Raw genomic sequence first — 18,887 nt, 5'->3', positions numbered from 1 at the left:
CCCCTTGGGAGGGTGAACTGATACCGTTCTTCCAACGCAATACTGACATGGAAGACGGGAATGCTCTTTGATTAGACGCAATGCGGAGACATCTTCTCCGCATTGCAACGCGCGATATTCAGACCTCAGAAGAAACCTAGCTTTTTCGGGCTGTAGCTGACGAGCATGTTCTTGGTGTTCTGATAATGCTCCAGCATCTTCAGGTGGTTTTCGCGACCGATGCCCGACTGCTTGTAGCCGCCAAAGGCCGCATGGGCCGGATAGGCGTGGTAGCAGTTGGTCCACACGCGGCCCGCCTGAATGGCGCGACCGAAGCGATAAGCGCGTGTACCGTCACGGGTCCAGATACCGGCACCCAGACCATAGAGCGTGTCATTGGCAATCGAGAGCGCTTCCGCATCGTCCTTGAAGGTTGCAACAGACACGACCGGTCCAAAAATTTCTTCCTGGAAGATGCGCATCTTGTTGTTGCCCTTGAACACGGTCGGCTTGACGTAATAGCCGCCCGCCAGATCGCCCGGCAGGACATTGCGTTCACCGCCGGTCAGCACTTCAGCACCTTCCTGACGACCGATATCGAGATAGCTGAGGATCTTCTCAAGCTGCTCGCTCGATGCCTGCGCGCCGATCATCGTTGCCGGGTCGAGCGGATCGCCCTGCACGATGGCTTCCACACGCTTCAGCGCCTTTTCCATGAACTTGTCGTAGATCGATTCATGAACCAGCGCACGGCTCGGACAGGTGCAGACTTCACCCTGATTGAGCGCGAACATGACAAAACCTTCGATGGCCTTGTCGAGGAAGTCGTCATCTTCGGCTGCGACGTCCTTGAAGAAGATGTTGGGCGACTTGCCACCAAGTTCCAGCGTGACCGGGATGAGGTTCTGGCTGGCATATTGCATGATGAGGCGGCCAGTTGTGGTTTCGCCGGTGAAAGCGATCTTGGCGATGCGCGGGCTGGATGCCAGCGGCTTGCCTGCTTCGAGACCGAAACCATTGACCACATTGACCACGCCTGCTGGCAGCAGATCGCCGATCAGTTCCATCAGGACGAGGATAGAGGCCGGGGTCTGTTCTGCGGGCTTAAGCACCACGCAATTGCCAGCGGCCAGCGCCGGGGCCAGTTTCCACACCGCCATCAGGATCGGGAAGTTCCACGGAATGATCTGGCCGACAACGCCCAGCGGTTCATGGAAGTGGTAGGCGACCGTGTCGTGGTCGATTTCCGAAATGCCGCCTTCCTGCGCGCGAATGACACCGGCGAAATAGCGGAAGTGATCGACGGCCAGCGGAAGATCGGCAGCGGTGGTTTCGCGGATCGGCTTGCCGTTGTCCCATGTTTCGGCGGCAGCGAGCGCAGGCAGGTTTTCCTCGATGCGATCAGCAATGCGGTTGAGGATCAGCGCGCGTTCGGCAACGCTTGTGCGACCCCATGCTTCCTTGGCGGCATGAGCGGCATCGAGCGCGGCTTCAACATCCGCCGCGTCGGAACGCGCGACTTCGCACAGAACCTGGCCATTGACCGGTGAGGTATTTTCGAAATAGCGACCCGACTTGGGTTCGACCCATTTGCCGCCGATGAAATTGCCATAACGTTTGGCAAAAGCCGGCTTCACCGTCCGGCTGAATTCAACCTTATTCATGACTTCCTCCCGAGTTAACGCCGCTCCTACAGCGCTTCAACAGGGAGGATCGCGCGATAGCGGGGAAGAGTCATCCCGCCATTCCATGCTCGCAAGATCATGTGTCGCAATATTGAGACAGTTGCGTCAGATGATTTTGCCAGCAGTTCAATGAGGGCGAATGATCTTGAGACGGTTCAGCTTGCGATGCAGCGTCGCCCGGCTGATGCCCAGAAGCCCTGCGGCGGCGGAAATATTCCCTTCCGCGCGGGCCAGCGCCCGCAGGATGACGCCGCGTTCCGACTCTGCCATATCCTCGCGCGGATCGGCATTCCAGCCGAGAATATCGGCAGCAGGCAGCGGGCCCGCCAGCGCCGCATCGTCAAGGCCGAGCGCCAGACGCGCAGCCCGTGTCGCGCCGATTACCAGATCGTCCTTATCGACCGCGATCAAGGCGCCGCCGCTGCGGTCCACGCTGGGCGCAAGCATGATGCGCGCCTTTGGAAAAGCCTGCCGGAAATTTTCCGCCTCTATCCGGCGCGCCGCGTCGATCACCGCCACCGAAATGAGCTGCGCAAAGGCTTCCGTCAGATCGGAGCGGCAGGATGAAACATCGAGCGCGGCCATGAGGCGACCCTGATGATCGTGGATCGGGGCCACCGTGCAGGACAGTCCGACATTGCGCGAATGAAAGTGCTGGTCGCGGTGAATGGTCAGCGCGCGCTGTTCGACAATACAGGTGCCGATACCGTTTGTGCCTTCGCTTTCCTCGCTCCATACCGCGCCCGTCCAGAGGCCCCAGCGATAGAAGGTGTCGTCGTCGCTGGCCGCCCCGCGCCGCTCGACCGGCACGCCTTCGCTATCGGCCAGAAGCACGCAGCAGCCGACACCGCCGACCGCCAGGTAAAGGCGATCCATGCTGGCCTGCGCCACGCTGACCAGCCGCTCCACCCGCTCGTGCGCGGTGCGGAATTCACCTTCTGAAAGTGTGCGCACCGCACCGGGGGCGGCAGGATCGAGCTTGTGCAGTTCGGCAGAACGCTGCCACGACGCCACCAGTGCCGAGCGGGCAGACCCGCCGGTGTGGATTGCGGACAGAATACGGTCCGCATGAACCCTTTCTTGCGGTGCACCCATCTTTCTCCTCCCAGGAAGGCTGGAACCGCTGAATTCGTCTTGAACATGCCCGAATGCAGGACCGCTGCGCAGTCTTGCCGGAATGCTCGTCAATGAATAATGGCTTTTTCCCCCACAACTGGCAAGCGCATCATCGAAACGACGAGAAAACGGCCCGGCGGAGATAGCCGCCGGGCCGCAAGGTCAACTGATGGGAGGTATGTATTGTCAGGGGTATGCGCCTCGTGAGAGACGATTGCATGAACGGTGCGGAACCAATCTAAGTGATGACACCCGGACAAAAATACACCAGTCCGAGTGGTATCGGGAGGAAACGATCAGCATCCGCACCGCATTCATAAAGTACTGTTTTAAAATTTTCAAGTATAAAAGTCTTTAAGTACATTAGTAAACTATCACGTCAAAGAATAATTGAAAATTACAAACATTTGATTGCGATTAAGCGCCAGCAACAAATCGGGATTGCATTTTTTCTTCGTCTTGCAGGTAATTATTCAGTCCCTCTACTTCTGCCGCATTCAGACGAAGGCCGAGTTTTGTGCGCCGCCAAAGGATATCCTCTGCCGTGCAAGCCCATTCATTTTCAATGAGATAGGTGACTTCCGCCTCATAGAGATCGGCGCCGAAATGGCGACCAAGATCGGCAAGCGATGCGGCCTTGCCAAGCAGGTGATGGACGCGCGTTCCGTAGAGCCGGAACAGGCGACGCGCATGGTCTGGCGACAGAAATGGATAAGCCGACTGTATTTTCCGCAACTCGCTTTCGAAAGCAACTTCCTGAAAATCCCCGCCCGGCAGCGCTGCCGCATGGGTCCACGGCGCGCCCTTTTTGCCCAGATGATGCTCGATTTTTTCCAGCATGTGTTCGGCAAGTTTGCGCGCCGTCGTCAGCTTGCCGCCAAATACATTGATCAGCGGCGCAAGACCGGCTGGCGCATCATCCTTCAGAACATAGTCGCGCGTTGCTTCCTGCGCCTTGCTGGCGCCGTCATCATAGAGCGGACGCACGCCGGAATAGGTCCAGACCACATCTTCGCGCCGCACAGGCTCGGCGAAATATTCGCTTGCCGCCGCGCAGAGATAGTCGGTTTCAGCCTCGGTGATCGCTACCTTGGCGGGGTCACCCTTGTAATCCTGATCGGTGGTGCCAATCAGGGTAAAATCATCTTCATACGGGATTGCAAAGATGATGCGCCCATCATTGTTCTGGAAAAAATAGGAGCGCGGATCGGCAAATTTCTTGCGCACCACGATATGGCTGCCCTGCACCAGACGAACATTGTGCAATTGCCTGTCGCCTTCGACGCCCTGCAAAACCTTGTCGGCCCAAGGACCGGCGGCATTGACCAGCAGGCGGGCGCGAATTTCTTCGCGACGCCCGGTCTCCGTGTCCTCGACTGTCACCGTCCAGCCTTGGCTGTCGCGGCGCGCCGCCACAACTCTGGTCCGCGTACGGATCGACGCGCCACGGTCGGAAGCATCGCGCGCAGTCAGTGCCACGAAACGGGCATCATCGACCCAGCAGTCGGAATATTCAAATGCCTTGGTGAAAAGCGGCTTCAGCGGTTTGGCGGCGGCGTCGGTGCGCATATTCAATGTGCGTGTCGCCGGAAGTTTCTTGCGCCCGCCCAGATGATCGTAGAGGAACAGGCCCAGCCGCAACAACCACGCGGGCCGCACGCCGCCCTTGTGATAGGGCAGCACAAAGCGCATCGGATGGATGATATGAGGCGCATTCGCCCACAGCACCTCGCGTTCCATCAGCGCCTCTCGCACCAGACGAAACTCGTAATGCTCCAGGTAACGCAGGCCGCCATGGATCAGCTTGGTGGCACGGGATGAGGTGCCGCTCGCCAGATCGTTCATTTCCGCCAGGAAGACGGAAAAGCCGCGCCCGACCGCATCACGCGCAATGCCGCATCCATTGATGCCGCCACCAATAACGAAAATGTCGAATATGTCTTCCTGCGCCATGGCAAACCTTAAAAGCGGTTTCAGAGCGCTTGCAGCAGACAGACGCTCGAACATTCATTTTAAGGCGCGTGACAGCACGCGCCTCAGAAACACCAAAGCGAATATAAAACTATTTAATATGAAAGCAAAGCGAAAATAAACGAAACCGCCGCGCTTTGACTTCTCTCGCTGACTGTCTGATCAAAAAACGGCAGGCCGTGGCGAAAATGGTGATTTCGAGAACCGGAGCGCAGCGTACTTTTTTGTACGTGAGCACCGGAAGCGCAGAAATTGCCATTTGCAGCCCGGCATGGCGGCTTTTGGATCAGACGGGGAGCGTTTCGATCAGCTCAACCTCATGTTCTGAACAAAGATCGCGCAGCTGCTGCGAGGTGCAACGGTCGGTGATGAAGGTATTGATCTGCGAAATATGGCCGATGCGCACCGGTGCGGTGCGTTCCAGCTTGGTGGAATCGGACACCAGAATGACGTGGCGCGCATTGGCGATAATCGCTTGTGCGACTTTCACTTCGCGGAAATCGAAGTCGAGCAGCGCGCCGTCCTCATCCATCGCCGACGCACCGATGATGGCGTAATCGACCTTGAACTGGCGGATAAAATCGACCGCCGCCTCGCCCACAATACCGCCGTCGGACGAGCGGACCACGCCGCCGGCGATGACCACTTCGATAGAGGTGTGCACGCGCAGCGTGTTGGCCACGTTGATATTGTTGGTGATGACCATCAGCTCGCTGTGATCGATCAGGGCATGGCTGACCGCTTCGGTCGTAGTGCCGATATTGATGAACAGCGATGCGCCATCCGGAATGATATCGGCTGCGGCCTTGCCGATCGATTCCTTCTCGCGGGCGGCGATCCGGCGGCGCGCCTCATATTCCATATTTTCCACGCCGGACGGATAGAGCGCGCCGCCATGGATGCGGCGCAGCAGCCGTGCGCGACACAGATCGTTGAGATCCTTGCGCACGGTCTGCGGCGTCACGTCAAAAGCCGCGGCCAGATCGTCCACCAGAACCTGCCCCTGTCGGCGGGCGAGTTCCAGAATTGCATTGTGACGAGGGGTAAGCTGCATTTTTTGCCCGCGCTGAGTTTGTTAGAATTGCGAGCCTGTAATGTCTCTGTTTTCGAAGAGAAAGCAACCGCCTTGCACATATGCTGGACGTCTGAAACCGCTCAATCGTCTCCCAGGCCGTTATTGTACATATTGTGCAGCTTGCAGGCCACTTCGGTCCGGTTGGCGGCGCCGATCTTGCGCATGATGTTATGAACATGCGCTTTCACGGTGCCTTCGCTCATGCCGAGTTCGAAAGCGATCACCTTGTTGGAGCGACCGATACGAATCGCATGAACCACCTCGATTTCGCGCGCCGTCAGCAATTCGCCCAGCGCATCCTCGTCAATATCGGGCGGCGGCGCTTTGACAGCCATGGAGGCTGGAATATACATGCCGCCCGCGCTCGCCAGATGGATCGCCTCGACGCAGACCCTGACATCGACGGAGGTTGGAATATACCCCCTCGCGCCAATTTCCATGGCCCGCACGACCTGCGCCCATTCCTCCCGCTCGGCGAGAAGCACAATCGGCGATGGCGCCCACATCTCCACGAGAGATCGAATTTCTTCGGAAAAGAACGGATCGGCAAGCCGCTTGGCCCCGATATGCAGCAGAATGACGGCGCTTCCGCTGAAAAGCTTTGCCTGCTCGATGGACGCATAGCACGTCACCGGCATTTTCAGCCCATTCATCAGGAGCCCGTTGAAAAGGCACTCCCGCTCCAGATTGCTCTTGCACACAAGCAGCAGATGGCGATCACTGTTCGGCAGAACGCCGACACCGACCGCTCCATTATCTCTATCTTCCGGTACAGCCCACAGGCTGGCACCCCTTGCATCCAACATCGGCGCGTCTCCCCGGCACGAAGGTTACTTACTCCTACACAGTGATCCGCCGTTCCCGCCGTCACAGGTTCGGTATTTAAATTATGCTTATGACTTATATTAACGAAATTCCCCCATCCAATGGCCCAATATTGCTACCTCGCAGCAATCGTGTCATTAATTTATGTTAGCAAGTACGAAAATTTATCTTGTCCGTAAGAGCGACTTAAACAATAGGAAGATATAAAACTATATCTTTCGTTTAGTGCGGAAGTGTTATGCATAGTGGTAGAGGCATCGCGGCACCTTCCGTGGGGGCGCTGATCGACTTGTTGGAATCTTCGCCGATTCTGGCGGACCTCGACGCACATGCCATTGGTGCTTTGGCTTCGCTTGTCGTCACCGAGAACAGTTTTACCACCGATACCATCATCATCGAACAGGGCGAGCGCGTCAGAAACGTGCATATGGTCGTGTCCGGCTGGGGCTGTGTCTATCGCGACCTGTCCGGCGGGCAAAGGCAGATCATCGACTTTCCGATGCGGTGCGATTTCATCGGCCTTCGCACCGCCGACGGCTATAGCTACAATACAATATCGGCCATTACGCCGATGAAAGTCATTGAAATTCCAGTGGCTTCGCTTGAAAGCGCCATTCGGCGCGTGCCGCGTCTGGCGATGATCTTCATTGAGCTTTTGTCACGACAGCGCGCCATGCTGATCGAGCATCTCACCAATGTCGGACGCCGCAGCGCCTATGTCCGCACCGCGCATCTGCTCCTGGAACTGTCTGACCGGGTCAAGGCCAGCTGCGTCGATGATCCCGATTCCTATTATTGTCCGCTGACGCAATATCAGCTGGCCGATGCGCTTGGCCTGACGCCGATCCACCTCAATCGCATGTTGCGGGATCTGCGCGAGGAAGGGCTTGTGCTGTTCCGTTCCAACCGGGTCGAGATTCTGGATCGCGCGCGTCTGGTGGCGCTTGCCGAATATGACGGCGAATTCATGCGCATGTCGGTTTTCGGTCGCCATCAATAGAAAAATATGTGCGAAGGGAAGAGTTTCTGGAAAAATCGGGAACAGCTTCCAGCATCTGAATGGTCGGAGTGAGAGGATTCGAACCTCCGACCCCCTCGTCCCGAACGAGGTGCGCTACCAGGCTGCGCTACACTCCGAACCAGTCGGTCGCAGCCAGTGGCGCAACCGTTGAGGCGGCTTATAACGCTGCATTTTTGATGCCGCAAGTGCATGACGCAGTTTTTTTGCCGCCACACTCAAACCTGCTCATAAATGTCACAGGATCAGAGCACTTCCGCCGGAAAGACGGGCGTAAAGCCCGCGCCATAGGCGACGAAATGCGGGTTGGCGAAGCCCTTCACGCCCTGTCCGGCGCGCTGGCCATAAGCGAACGGCTTGCCGTCAAGGGTGGCGGTCATGCCGCCGGCGGCACGCAGCACAGCGTCGCCAGCCGCCGTGTCCCATTCCATGGTCGGGGCAAAGCGCGGATAGATATCCGCCTCACCGCGCGCGATCAGACAGAACTTCAACGACGAACCGACCGAAACATGGCCGGAAATCTGATTTGCCTGCAAAAAGCGCTGGGTTTCGGGCGTGTTGTGCGAACGGCTGCACACGGCAATGCGTTCCGCGGCACCTTCCCGCGCTCGGATTGCACGCCGGCGGGCAATCTTGTGATCCGCAGTGGTTTCCGCTTCCTCGGCGCGGTTGCCCGTGCCGGTAAAAAGCAGATTGCGCGCCGGGGCATAGACGATGCCCGTGACCGGCACGCCATCTTCGATCAGGCCGATATTGACTGTGAAATCGCCGTTGCGCAGCAGAAACTCCCGCGTGCCATCCAGAGGATCGACCAGCAGAAAGCGCCGTCCGAAATGGGATGGAAGGCGGCCCGCGGAAACCTCCTCCTCGGCCACGACCGGAATATCGGGCGCGACCGACGAAAGTGCGGCAAGGATGATCGCCTCGGCGGCGCGGTCTGCTTCCGTGACGGGCGATTCATCCTTTTTATGTTCGACGGCGCAGCCATCGACATAATGCTTCATGATGACCCGGCCAGCCTCAAGCGCTGCTTGTTCAAAAACGGCGAGCAAGGCTGCGCCATTCGGGTCTGCTTTGGGAGAGGCTGGAATGTTCATCGCTCAGATCGACCAGGAATCGCTACCATAACTGCCGATGATACCACGCTCGGCCAGATACTTTTCTACTTCCGCGACCAGTTCGTCAACATTGCGCCCCGTCGTATCGAGGCGCAGTTCCGGCGAGGCTGGCGCTTCATAAGGCGAATCGATGCCCGTGAAGGACTTGATTTCGCCACGCAGCGCCTGCGCATAAAGACCCTTTGGGTCACGCGCAATGCATTCCTCAATCGGCGTATCGACGAAGATTTCAATGAACTCCCCTTCCGGCAGCCGCGCGCGAACCGTATCGCGCTCCGAGCGGAACGGGGAAATGAACGAAACCAGCGTGATCAACCCGGCATCGGCCATCAGCCGCGCCACTTCACCGACGCGACGGATGTTTTCCGCCCGATCCGCATCGGAGAAACCAAGATCGCTGTTGAGGCCGTGGCGGACATTGTCGCCATCGAGAAGATAAGTGTGCTTGCCCAGCGCATGCAGGCGCTGTTCCAGCCGGTTGGCGATGGTGGACTTGCCCGACCCCGAAAGGCCGGTGAACCACAGCACTGCTGGCTTCTGGAATTTCTGCGCGGCCCGTGTCTTTCCGTCGAGGTCGAGAGCCTGCAAATGCACATTGGTCGCCTGACGCAACGCACTGTCGATCATTCCGGCACCAACTGTCGCGTTGGACACCCGGTCGATCAGCACGAAAGCGCCGGTAACGCGGTTCTCGGCGTAAGCGTCGAACACAATCGGGTCGGCCGTCTGGAGGTGGCACAAGCCGATCTCGTTGAGGTCCAGATGGGCCGCATCCTCACGGGCGAATGTGTTCACATCGGTCCGATATTTGATCTCGCTGACCGTCACCGGCGTCTGGTCGGTTTCGGTGCGCAGGAGATAGGACCGTCCGGGCTGCAAGGCGTCCTCGCCGAACCAGACGATATTGGCTGCGAAACGATCCGCCACTTCCGGCCGTGCTTCCGCGCCGACCAGCATATTGCCGCGTGAAACTTCGATCTCGTCTTCCAGCACCAGTGTGACGGCCTGTCCTTCCGAGGCGCGGGGCAGATCGCCATCATAGGTCGCGATGCGCTTTACCCGCGACTGCTTGCCGGATTTAGCTACGACGACCGTGTCGCCTGCCGCAATCGAACCGGAGGCGACCGTGCCGGAAAAACCGCGAAAATCGAGATTGGGCCGGTTCACATATTGCACCGGAAAGCGGAATGGCCTGGCTGCCGCTTCCGTATCGATGCGTACGGTCTCCAGATGTTCGAGCAGATGCGGGCCATCATACCAGTCGATACGCGGCGACAGGCTGGTGACATTGTCGCCATAGCGGGCCGAAAGCGGGATCGGCTGGATACTGGCAAAACCGAGATCTTTGGCGAAGCTCATATAATCGGCAACGATGCGGTCGAAGGCCTCTTGCGAGAAATCGACAAGGTCGATCTTGTTGACCGCAAGCACGATATTGCGAATGCCGAGCGCCGAGGCAATGAAGGAATGGCGGCGCGTTTGCGTCAGCACGCCCTGCCGGGCATCGATCAGCACCACTGCCAGATCGGCGGTCGAAGCGCCCGTCGCCATATTGCGCGTATATTGCGCATGGCCCGGCGTATCGGCGACGATGAACTTGCGGCGCGGCGTGGAAAAGAACCGATAGGCGACATCGATGGTGATGCCCTGTTCGCGCTCGGCCTCCAGACCGTCAACCAGAAGCGCGAAGTCGAAATCGTCATCTGTCGTGCCGAATTTGCGGCTGTCGTTCTTAAGCGCTGCAAGCTGGTCTTCGAAGATCAGCTTGGTGTCATAGAGCAGACGCCCGATCAGCGTCGATTTACCGTCATCAACGGAGCCGCAGGTGAGAAACCGCAAGAGCGTCTTGCGCTCCTGATCGGCCAGAAACTCGGTCACCGCTGCGCTGGTGACGGAAGGCTTCAACACGGCATTCATCAGAAATAGCCCTCGCGCTTTTTCTTTTCCATGGAACCGGCTTCATCGCGGTCGATGGCACGGCCCTGACGTTCCGACGTGCGGGCGATCAGCATTTCCTCGACAATATCCGAAAGGCTGGAGGCGCTGGATTCAATCGCCCCGGTCAGGGGATAGCAGCCAAGCGTGCGGAAACGCACCAGCCGCTCTTCCACCTTTTCACCATCGCGCAGCTTCATGCGGTCGTCATCGACCATGATCAGCATGCCGTCGCGCTCCACCACCGGACGGCGGGCGGCGAAATAGAGCGGCACGATGGGGATGTTTTCCTGCAGAATATATTGCCAGATATCGAGCTCGGTCCAGTTGGAGAGCGGGAAGACGCGGATCGACTCACCAGCCGCAACGCGCGTATTGTAAATCTTCCACATTTCAGGCCGCTGGTTCTTCGGATCCCAGCCATGCTGCGCATTGCGGAATGAGAAAATGCGCTCCTTGGCGCGGGATTTTTCCTCATCGCGACGCGCGCCGCCAAAAGCCGCATCGAACTTGTACTTGTCGAGCGCCTGCCGCAGACCGACCGTTTTCATGACATGGGTATGGACATTCGAACCATGGGTGAATGGGCCGACGCCCTCGCGCACGCCATCCTCATTGATATGTACCAGCAGCTCGAAACCCTTTTCGCGCGCCTGTGCGTCGCGGAATTCGATCATCTCGCGGAATTTCCAGGTCGTATCGACATGGAGAAAGGGAAAGGGCGGTGGTGCGGGATAAAACGCCTTCATCGCCAGATGCATCATGACCGACGAATCCTTGCCCACCGAATAGAGCATCACCGGATTGGAGAAGGTTGCTGCGACTTCGCGAAAGATATGGATCGCTTCTGCTTCGAGACGTTGCAGATGCGTCAAATTCTTGGTCAGGGATGCATGATGCACGACATTAACTCCCGGAAACCGGATAGAGACGAGAAAGCAGGATTACGGTTCTGACGGAGCGAAATCGGCACCCTGGCTAAGTTGCGCGCATTGTCGTGAAAAGAAGCCGAAAAGTGAAAGAATGCTTTCGCGTATTAGCGATTGCCTGCGCCAAAAACTTGCAGTCTTTCGCACAAGGCCGGAACAAACTTGCGCCGCCGACAAAAAGTGAAATTTGGCGTAAATGTCGGAAAATCCTACTAAAATTGTGATATTTAGCAGTTTTGGAGCGTTCACGCCGGGCAAATTCTTGCTCAAAAGAGCGGCCACCGTCGGGCATCTTCTGCCGCGCGCGATAAGGATGGAACGGTTTTTGGAGGGAGATTTTTGAAAGCACCCAACGGGCCAAACCGCCGTGGGGCTTAGAGTGGATCAGAGCAGGCCGAAGGTACGCGCCTTGGCGACTGCCTGAACCTTGTTCACTGCAACAAGCTTCGTCAGTACATTGCTGATATGAAAATTGACGGTACGGGTCGAAATATTGAGGATTGCCCCGATAATTTCGGCGGTTTTTCCTTCACTCGTCCAACGCAGGATTTCACGCTCCCGTGCCGTCAGACAGACTTCACTGGCGCAATTCAGCCGCGGCACATTGACCAGTTCGAACATCGACAGATGCAGGAGATTGGTCACCAACTGCAATTGACGCCGCAGGGCTGTGACTTCGGCTGCAGTCAGCGGCTGGCCGCTGCGCAGGAATGTCAACATTCCAAACACGCCCTGTGCCGCCCAGCATGGTTGTGAAATACCGACCTTCAAGCCAAACGCTTGCAGATCAGCCCATAATTGCGGCGTTTCGGCAAAAAGCTTCGGCGACCAGACCAGCGGGTCGATGCTGTGCAGGCCGAGCCGGACAAGGGGATCGATCTCAACATATTTTTTGCTGGCATAGAGTGCAGTCCAGCCTTTCGGCATATCTTCGTAACGCACCCATTTGACCGCCCCATTCAAGGACGGAACCGACATGACATAAGAAACATGATCAAAGCCGATTTCGCGGGCATATTTTTTTACATATTCAAACAATTTGTCCGCATTACCGGCGGACTGCATGGCATCGCATAACAATTCCCATTTCATTGCTGCCATCCTAATATTTTGTTTTCAATAACTTCGCACAATACAACTTTAACGCTCACAAAATTTCGAACGCACAGCCTTAAATAGCATTTTCCTGTAACTCTCTCCAGAAGGATTGCTTCCAAAAAGCAGCGTGAATTTCGCAAAACCTCTGTTTTTAAACAGTTATGCCATCGTGGGATAAGAAATATTGCAAACAAAAAAGCCTCGCAACGTGCGAGGCCCTTCTTCTTGAGGTTGTGACAGCTGCGTCGGCTATGCCGCTTCGTCCGTAACATTGCCGGGGGTGTAATTGAGAATCGGCGCGAGCCAGCGCTCCACCTCCCCGACGCTCATATCCTTGCGGTTTGCATAATCCTCGACCTGATCGCGCTCCACCTTGGCGACACCGAAATAATAGCTTTCCGGGTGGCCGATATAGAGGCCCGAAACCGACGAGCCCGGCCACATGGCATAGCTTTCGGTCAGTTCCACACCCGTCTCCGCCGTTGCATCGAGCAGACGGAACAGGGTGGTCTTTTCGGTGTGGTCGGGTTGTGACGGGTAACCCGGAGCCGGGCGGATGCCCTTGTAAGGTTCGCCGATCAGTTCTTCCGGCGTATAGGTTTCTTCGGTCGCATAGGCCCAGAATTCCTTGCGCACGCGCTCATGCATCAGTTCCGCAAAGGCTTCGGCAAAACGGTCGGCCAGCGCCTTCACAAGAATAGCGGAATAGTCGTCATTGGCCCGCTCGAAACGCTCGGCAATCGCCACTTCGCCGATGCCCGCCGTGACGACGAAGCCGCCGACATAATCCTGCTTTCCGCTCTCGACGGGCGCCACGAAGTCGGACATGGCGACATTCGGGCGGCCATCGCGCTTACCAAGCTGCTGACGCAGCGTGAAGAAGGTGGCCAGCTCCTCTTTCCGGCTCTCGTCGGTGAACAGCCGGATATCGTCGCCGACCGCATTGGCGGGCCAGAAACCAACCACGGCTTTCGGCGTGAACCATTTTTCGTCGATGATCTTCGTCAGCATAGCCTGCGCATCAGACCAGAGCTGGCGCGCGGCCTCGCCCTGCTTTTCGTCCTCAAGGATTGCCGGATAGCGCCCTTTCAGCTCCCAGGTCTGGAAGAATGGCGTCCAGTCGATATAGCGCGCAATTTCGGCCAGATCGTAATCGTCGAATGTCTTCGTGCCGGTAAAGCTTGGCTTCACCGGTGCAAATGCGTCCCAGTCGAGCTTGTGCGCATTGGCGCGGGCGCGGGCAAGCGGCAGGCGCTGCTTTTCCGCTTCGCTACGCGCATGGGCGGCTGCAACCTTGGCATATTCCTCGCGGATGCCATCGACATAATTGCCCTTGGCTTCCGGCGACAGCAGGCTGGATACGACGCCGACCGCGCGGCTGGCATCGATCACATAGACCGTCTGGCCGCGCTCGTAACGCGGATGAATTTTCACCGCCGTATGGACGCGGCTCGTGGTCGCCCCGCCGATCAAAAGCGGAATGTCGAAACCTTCGCGTTCCATTTCCGCGGCCACATGTGCCATTTCATCGAGCGATGGCGTGATGAGGCCGGAAAGGCCGATGACATCGACCTTCTCTTCACGCGCCACCTGCAAAATCTTCTGCGAAGGCACCATGACGCCGAGATCGATAATCTCGTAATTATTGCAGGCCAGCACGACGCCGACGATATTCTTCCCGATATCGTGCACGTCACCCTTCACGGTCGCCATCAGCACCTTGCCGGCGCTCTGACGCTCGCCGCCCTCAATGCCATTTTCGGCATTGCGGCGCTTTTCCTCTTCCATGTAAGGCAGGAGGACGGCCACAGCCTGTTTCATTACGCGGGCGGATTTCACCACCTGCGGCAGAAACATCTTACCCGCGCCGAACAGATCGCCAACCACATTCATACCGGCCATCAGCGGGCCTTCGATGACGTGCAGCGGCCGTTCGGCAGCCTGACGCGCTTCTTCCGTATCGGCTTCGATATATTCGGTAATGCCGTTGACCAGCGCATGTTCGAGACGCTTTGCCACCGGCCATTCGCGCCAGGCCAGATCTTGCGCCTTGGCTTCCTTCGAGCCTGAATCGCGGAAACGTTCGGCAATCTCCAGCAGGCGTTCGGTCGCGTCGGAGCGGCGGTTCAGCACCACGTCTTCGCAGGCCTCGCGCAGCTCCGGATCAATGGCATCGTAGACCGCCAGCTGACCAGCATTGACGATACCCATATCCATGCCCGCCTGAATGGCGTGGTAGAGGAACACGGCATGCATCGCCTCACGCACCGGCTCATTGCCGCGGAACGAGAAGGACAGGTTCGACACGCCGCCCGACACATGGACATGCGGCAGGGTCGCCATGATTTTCCGGGTCGCTTCGATGAAATCGACGCCGTAATTATTGTGTTCCTCGATGCCGGTCGCCACCGCGAAGATGTTCGGGTCGAAAATGATGTCTTCCGGCGGAAAACCAACCTGCTCGGTCAGAATCTTGTAGGCCCGACTGCAGATTTCGATCTTGCGCGCTTCGGTATCGGCCTGTCCGGTTTCGTCGAACGCCATGACCACGACCGCCGCACCATAAGCACGGACGAGCTTTGCGTGATGAATGAAGGCTTCCTCACCTTCCTTCATCGAAATGGAGTTGACCACCGGCTTGCCCTGAACGCATTTCAGGCCAGCCTCAATCACTTCCCATTTGGAGCTGTCGATCATGATCGGCACGCGGGCGATATCCGGCTCGGCGGCGATCAGATTGAGAAATTCGACCATCGCCTTTTCGGAGTCGATCAGGCCCTCATCCATGTTGATGTCGATGATCTGCGCGCCATTGGCGACCTGATCGCGCGCCACATCAAGGGCGGCGGCAAAGTCACCGGCCTTGATCAGCTTGCGGAACCGGGCGGAACCCGTCACGTTGGTGCGTTCCCCGACATTGACGAAGGGAATGTCCTCGGTCAGCGTGAACGGCTCAAGGCCCGAAAGGCGCATCAGTGGGGCAACCTTGGCAGGTTTGCGCGGCGGGTGCTTTGCAACAGCCTCGGCAATGGCGCGGATATGGTCCGGCGTGGAGCCGCAGCAACCGCCAACCACATTGACCATGCCGTCGCGGGCAAAGCCCTCGATCTGGGCAGCCATCGCCTCCGGCGTTTCGTCATACTGGCCGAACTCGTTCGGCAGACCGGCATTCGGATAGGCGCAGATGAACGTATCGGCGATATTCGACAATTCGTCCAGATGCGCGCGCATGGCATTGGCGCCGAGTGCGCAGTTGAGGCCGATGGTGAACGGCTTGGCGTGACGCAGCGAATGCCAGAATGCCGTTGGCGTCTGGCCGGACAGGGTGCGGCCGGAAAGATCGGTGATCGTGCCGGAAATCATCACCGGCAGGAAAATGCCCTTCTCTTCGAACACTTGCTCCGAAGCGAAGACGGCGGCCTTCGCATTCAGCGTGTCGAAGATGGTTTCAATCAGGATGATGTCGGAACCGCCGTCGATCAGCCCCCGGATCTGCTCGGCATAGGCAACACGCAGATCGTCGAAGGTGACGGCGCGGAAGCCGGGATTATTGACATCCGGCGACAGCGATGCAGTGCGGTTTGTCGGTCCAAGAGCGCCCGCGACGAAACGGCGGCGACCGTCCTTCTGCTCGGCGCGCAAGGCAGCGCGACGCGCAAGGCGCGCACCGTCGCGGTTCAGCTCATAGACCTGCTCTTCCATGCCGTAATCGGCCTGGGCAATCGTCGTGGAGGAGAATGTATTGGTTTCGAGAATATCCGCGCCCGCAATGGCGTAGGCGTAGTGGATTTCCTCAATGGCCTTTGGCTGCGTCAGCGTCAGAAGGTCATTATTGCCCTGAAGCTGACAATCACAGGCCCCGAAACGCTCACCGCGGAAATGCTCTTCATGGAAGCCAAGCCCTTGAATCTGCGTTCCCATCGCCCCGTCGAGGATCAGAATACGCTCGCGCGCCGCTTTGGTCAGCGCGGCCAGCACCTCCGAACCATCGGGCTGAGCCGCCGTTGCACCGAAAAGATCGTCGAGGGAAGACGCCATAAGAGTACCGCCTGTATTCTGATATGCACAATCGCAGGAGGTCGCTTAATGACATAAACATATCTTTATGTCAATTATTGTTCAGCTCTCGAAGCATTATATGTACCCGCTATAAACTGCTCGCTTTGGGCTGCAGGCAGCTCTGTGTTCCCTCCCTGGTCTGTTGCAGCACAGAAGAAATCGTGACTGGTGAAAGCCACCGCTCCGCCACAATGGGCGAGCAAAAATACGCACATAAACGATTGCTTTGATTAGGAGAGACCTATGAAAAGGTTTGGTTATTCCGTTTTTGCCGCGTGTCTGTCGCTGGGCATGGGCCTGTCCGCCGCTGCCGGGACAGCCAATGCGGCGCAGCCCTCGCTGATGGCGGCCCCTACCACGGCACCGGCTCAGGCATCGGCACCTACTGCGCAAACGGTGCAATATTACGATTATCGCGACGACCGGCGCTATTGGCGCTACGACCGTCCGCGTTACCGGCCCTATTACAGACATGACCGGCGTTACTGGGGTCCGGGTCCTGCCTACCGTCCGGCACCGACTTACCGCAGCCGCAACCCGCATACCCGCTGGTGCTACAGCCGCTATCGGTCATACCGCGCCTATGACAATACGTTCCAACCCAATTACGGGCCGCGCCGCCAGTGCTATTCGCCTTATCTATAAGGCCGCGACCAACGAAAAAGCCCCGCATTGCGGGGCTTTTCTCTCAATTGCTTCGAAATATTGATGGCTCTCAGGTGACGTAGGCACCGATAGAAGCCGCGACAAGGCCGATTGCAACGGCAATCATCACGCCATAAACGCGCGGCTTGTCGAAAAGAACGGCGAAAGCTGAAAACCAGCCGACGACCGCTGCACCAAGCGCGAAAAGAAAACCCGGCTTGTCGCCATGATAAAGGTTTGCCGCCATCAGCCCGCCGATGATCAGCGCGCCGAAAACGATCATTAACCCCGTGGCATAACGCTCATAATCGTCCATTTAAATTCCTCGGTTCCGATCTCGCGAAAACTGCGACGGAAACTTATATCGACCCGTTTGGCCATTTAAGGGCATGGAATCTCTCATGCCACGATCCTGACCTTCCCGCTCACACAATCATTATTCGGAACGTTCTTCAACCATTTCGCAGCGCCATACGCTGCAAATGTTGCAACTTATCGTTTCCAGTCGCCGTTCGTCGCGAAATCCGTGCTATATTGATACGTATGGAACCGTCCGGAATCACCATCTTTGAGACGCCGATTGGCCCGTGCGGCATTGCCTGGCGCGGTGCAAAAGTCATTGGTGTCGAAATCGGCGATACGGACGAGAAAGAAACCCGTTACCGCCTTGGTGAGCGGGTGGGCGAACAGTTTTCCGATGCTCAGGCCGATGTGCCAGCCTTTGTAACGCAAGCCATCGAAAAAGTGCGCGCGCTTCTCGACGGCGGATCGCCGGATTTCTCGCAAACGCCGCTAGCGTTCGAATCGCTCCCCGACCTCAACCGGCAGGTTTACGAGATTATTCTCGAACTGAAGGCGGGCGAAACCACTACATATGGCGCGATTGCCAGACGACTTGGTGACGTGAGCCTGTCGCAAGCGGTCGGTTATGCACTTGGCAAAAACCCGTTTCCGATCATCGTGCCCTGTCACCGGGTGCTCGGTTCCAACGGCAAGGTCGGCGGGTTTTCGGCGGCGGGCGGCACGGCGACGAAACTGAAGCTTCTCAATATCGAGCGCGCCAAAATCTCCAGCGAGCCAGATCTATTCGGCGGCCTGCCACTTCAGGAACGACCACAGGCGGAGTGGTAACTACTCTTTATCAGTGACAACATCAGCGGAAAAACGCAATTCGCGCATCGGGCGCACGAGTTGCGTCGTGGCGTCATAGGTCGGATGTTTCTTGAAAGCGAAAAGCGCTTCTTCATCCTTGAACTCGGCATAGACGACGAGATCGATGCGGTCGCACATCGGATCGACCCTGGAATTCGGCAGAACTTCGAAGACTTCGGAATGCGGGATGGTGGCAAGCTGCTCCAGCCCTTTTCTGACTGTCTCGATATCCTGACCTTGCTTGACGCTGAAGAAAACAATGTGCCGGATCACGCATCGACT

The 18,887-nt window shown here is 57.6% G+C and carries 15 protein-coding genes and 1 tRNA gene; 3 read left to right on the top strand and 13 right to left on the bottom strand.

Annotated elements, in window-relative coordinates:
- Positions 1-125 precede the first annotated feature (125 nt).
- The 5 genes from adh to ABWW11_RS02530 all read right to left on the bottom strand — a co-directional run bounded on the left by adh (position 126) and on the right by ABWW11_RS02530 (position 6,632).
- Positions 126-1,643, bottom strand: coding sequence for an aldehyde dehydrogenase (gene adh / locus ABWW11_RS02550; protein ID WP_109368214.1), 1,518 nt, complete (start codon positions 1,641-1,643; stop codon positions 126-128).
- Between the two features lie 147 nt (positions 1,644-1,790).
- Positions 1,791-2,759, bottom strand: a complete 969-nt coding sequence (locus ABWW11_RS02545) for a GAF domain-containing protein (protein ID WP_109368213.1) — start codon at positions 2,757-2,759, stop codon at positions 1,791-1,793.
- Between the two features lie 438 nt (positions 2,760-3,197).
- A complete protein-coding gene (gene glpD, locus ABWW11_RS02540) occupies positions 3,198-4,733 on the bottom strand; it encodes a glycerol-3-phosphate dehydrogenase (protein WP_109370149.1) in 1,536 nt (511 codons plus the stop codon).
- A 304-nt stretch (positions 4,734-5,037) separates the two neighbouring features.
- Positions 5,038-5,805: a DeoR/GlpR family DNA-binding transcription regulator gene (locus ABWW11_RS02535; RefSeq protein WP_109368212.1), complete on the bottom strand. Its 768-nt coding sequence runs from the start codon at positions 5,803-5,805 to the stop codon at positions 5,038-5,040.
- 101 nt (positions 5,806-5,906) lie between these two features.
- Positions 5,907-6,632: a response regulator transcription factor gene (locus tag ABWW11_RS02530; RefSeq protein ID WP_109368211.1), complete on the bottom strand. Its 726-nt coding sequence runs from the start codon at positions 6,630-6,632 to the stop codon at positions 5,907-5,909.
- Between the two features lie 257 nt (positions 6,633-6,889).
- Between ABWW11_RS02530 and ABWW11_RS02525 the strand changes: the two genes are divergently transcribed.
- Positions 6,890-7,651 carry a Crp/Fnr family transcriptional regulator gene (locus ABWW11_RS02525; RefSeq protein ID WP_109368210.1) on the top strand — a complete coding sequence of 254 codons (762 nt, stop codon included), beginning with the start codon at positions 6,890-6,892 and terminating at the stop codon, positions 7,649-7,651.
- A gap of 60 nt (positions 7,652-7,711) precedes the next feature.
- Here ABWW11_RS02525 and ABWW11_RS02520 read toward each other — a convergent pair.
- The 6 genes from ABWW11_RS02520 to metH all read right to left on the bottom strand — a co-directional run bounded on the left by ABWW11_RS02520 (position 7,712) and on the right by metH (position 16,787).
- Positions 7,712-7,788 (bottom strand) — tRNA-Pro (locus ABWW11_RS02520).
- Positions 7,789-7,914: 126 nt separating this feature from the next.
- Positions 7,915-8,766: a 3'(2'),5'-bisphosphate nucleotidase CysQ gene (gene cysQ / locus ABWW11_RS02515; RefSeq protein ID WP_109368209.1), complete on the bottom strand. Its 852-nt coding sequence runs from the start codon at positions 8,764-8,766 to the stop codon at positions 7,915-7,917.
- A 3-nt stretch (positions 8,767-8,769) separates the two neighbouring features.
- On the bottom strand, positions 8,770-10,704 hold the full coding sequence (gene cysN / locus ABWW11_RS02510) for a sulfate adenylyltransferase subunit CysN (protein ID WP_109368208.1): 1,935 nt from the start codon (positions 10,702-10,704) through the stop codon (positions 8,770-8,772).
- A complete protein-coding gene (gene cysD, locus ABWW11_RS02505) occupies positions 10,704-11,624 on the bottom strand; it encodes a sulfate adenylyltransferase subunit CysD (protein WP_109368207.1) in 921 nt (306 codons plus the stop codon). Before cysD ends, cysN begins: the two co-directional genes overlap by 1 nt.
- A 411-nt stretch (positions 11,625-12,035) precedes the next feature.
- On the bottom strand, positions 12,036-12,743 hold the full coding sequence (locus ABWW11_RS02500; protein WP_109370148.1) for a LuxR family transcriptional regulator: 708 nt from the start codon (positions 12,741-12,743) through the stop codon (positions 12,036-12,038).
- A 255-nt stretch (positions 12,744-12,998) separates the two neighbouring features.
- On the bottom strand, positions 12,999-16,787 hold the full coding sequence (gene metH, locus ABWW11_RS02495) for a methionine synthase (RefSeq protein ID WP_109368206.1): 3,789 nt from the start codon (positions 16,785-16,787) through the stop codon (positions 12,999-13,001).
- 264 nt (positions 16,788-17,051) lie between these two features.
- Here metH and ABWW11_RS02490 point away from each other — a divergent pair, with 264 nt between their 5' ends.
- Positions 17,052-17,453: a BA14K family protein gene (locus ABWW11_RS02490; RefSeq protein ID WP_124915165.1), complete on the top strand. Its 402-nt coding sequence runs from the start codon at positions 17,052-17,054 to the stop codon at positions 17,451-17,453.
- Positions 17,454-17,523: 70 nt separating this feature from the next.
- Here ABWW11_RS02490 and ABWW11_RS02485 read toward each other — a convergent pair whose 3' ends face one another.
- Positions 17,524-17,769, bottom strand: coding sequence for a hypothetical protein (locus tag ABWW11_RS02485; protein WP_006465911.1), 246 nt, complete (start codon positions 17,767-17,769; stop codon positions 17,524-17,526).
- A gap of 227 nt (positions 17,770-17,996) precedes the next feature.
- On the opposite strand from ABWW11_RS02485, the gene ABWW11_RS02480 reads away from it, so the two are divergent.
- A complete protein-coding gene (locus tag ABWW11_RS02480; protein ID WP_109368205.1) occupies positions 17,997-18,584 on the top strand; it encodes a methylated-DNA--[protein]-cysteine S-methyltransferase in 588 nt (195 codons plus the stop codon).
- Here the strand turns inward: ABWW11_RS02480 and ABWW11_RS02475 are convergent, their stop codons facing one another.
- The gene (locus ABWW11_RS02475) at positions 18,585-18,878 is read right to left on the bottom strand and encodes a Dabb family protein (protein ID WP_109368204.1); all 294 of its coding nucleotides are present in this window, start codon (positions 18,876-18,878) and stop codon (positions 18,585-18,587) included.
- Positions 18,879-18,887: the final 9 nt, after the last annotated feature.

The sequence above is a fragment of the Brucella sp. NBRC 113783 genome, from assembly GCF_040372265.1.
Lineage (GTDB): Bacteria > Pseudomonadota > Alphaproteobacteria > Rhizobiales > Rhizobiaceae > Brucella > Brucella teleogrylli.
This window is presented reverse-complemented; position numbering and strand designations above follow the sequence as displayed.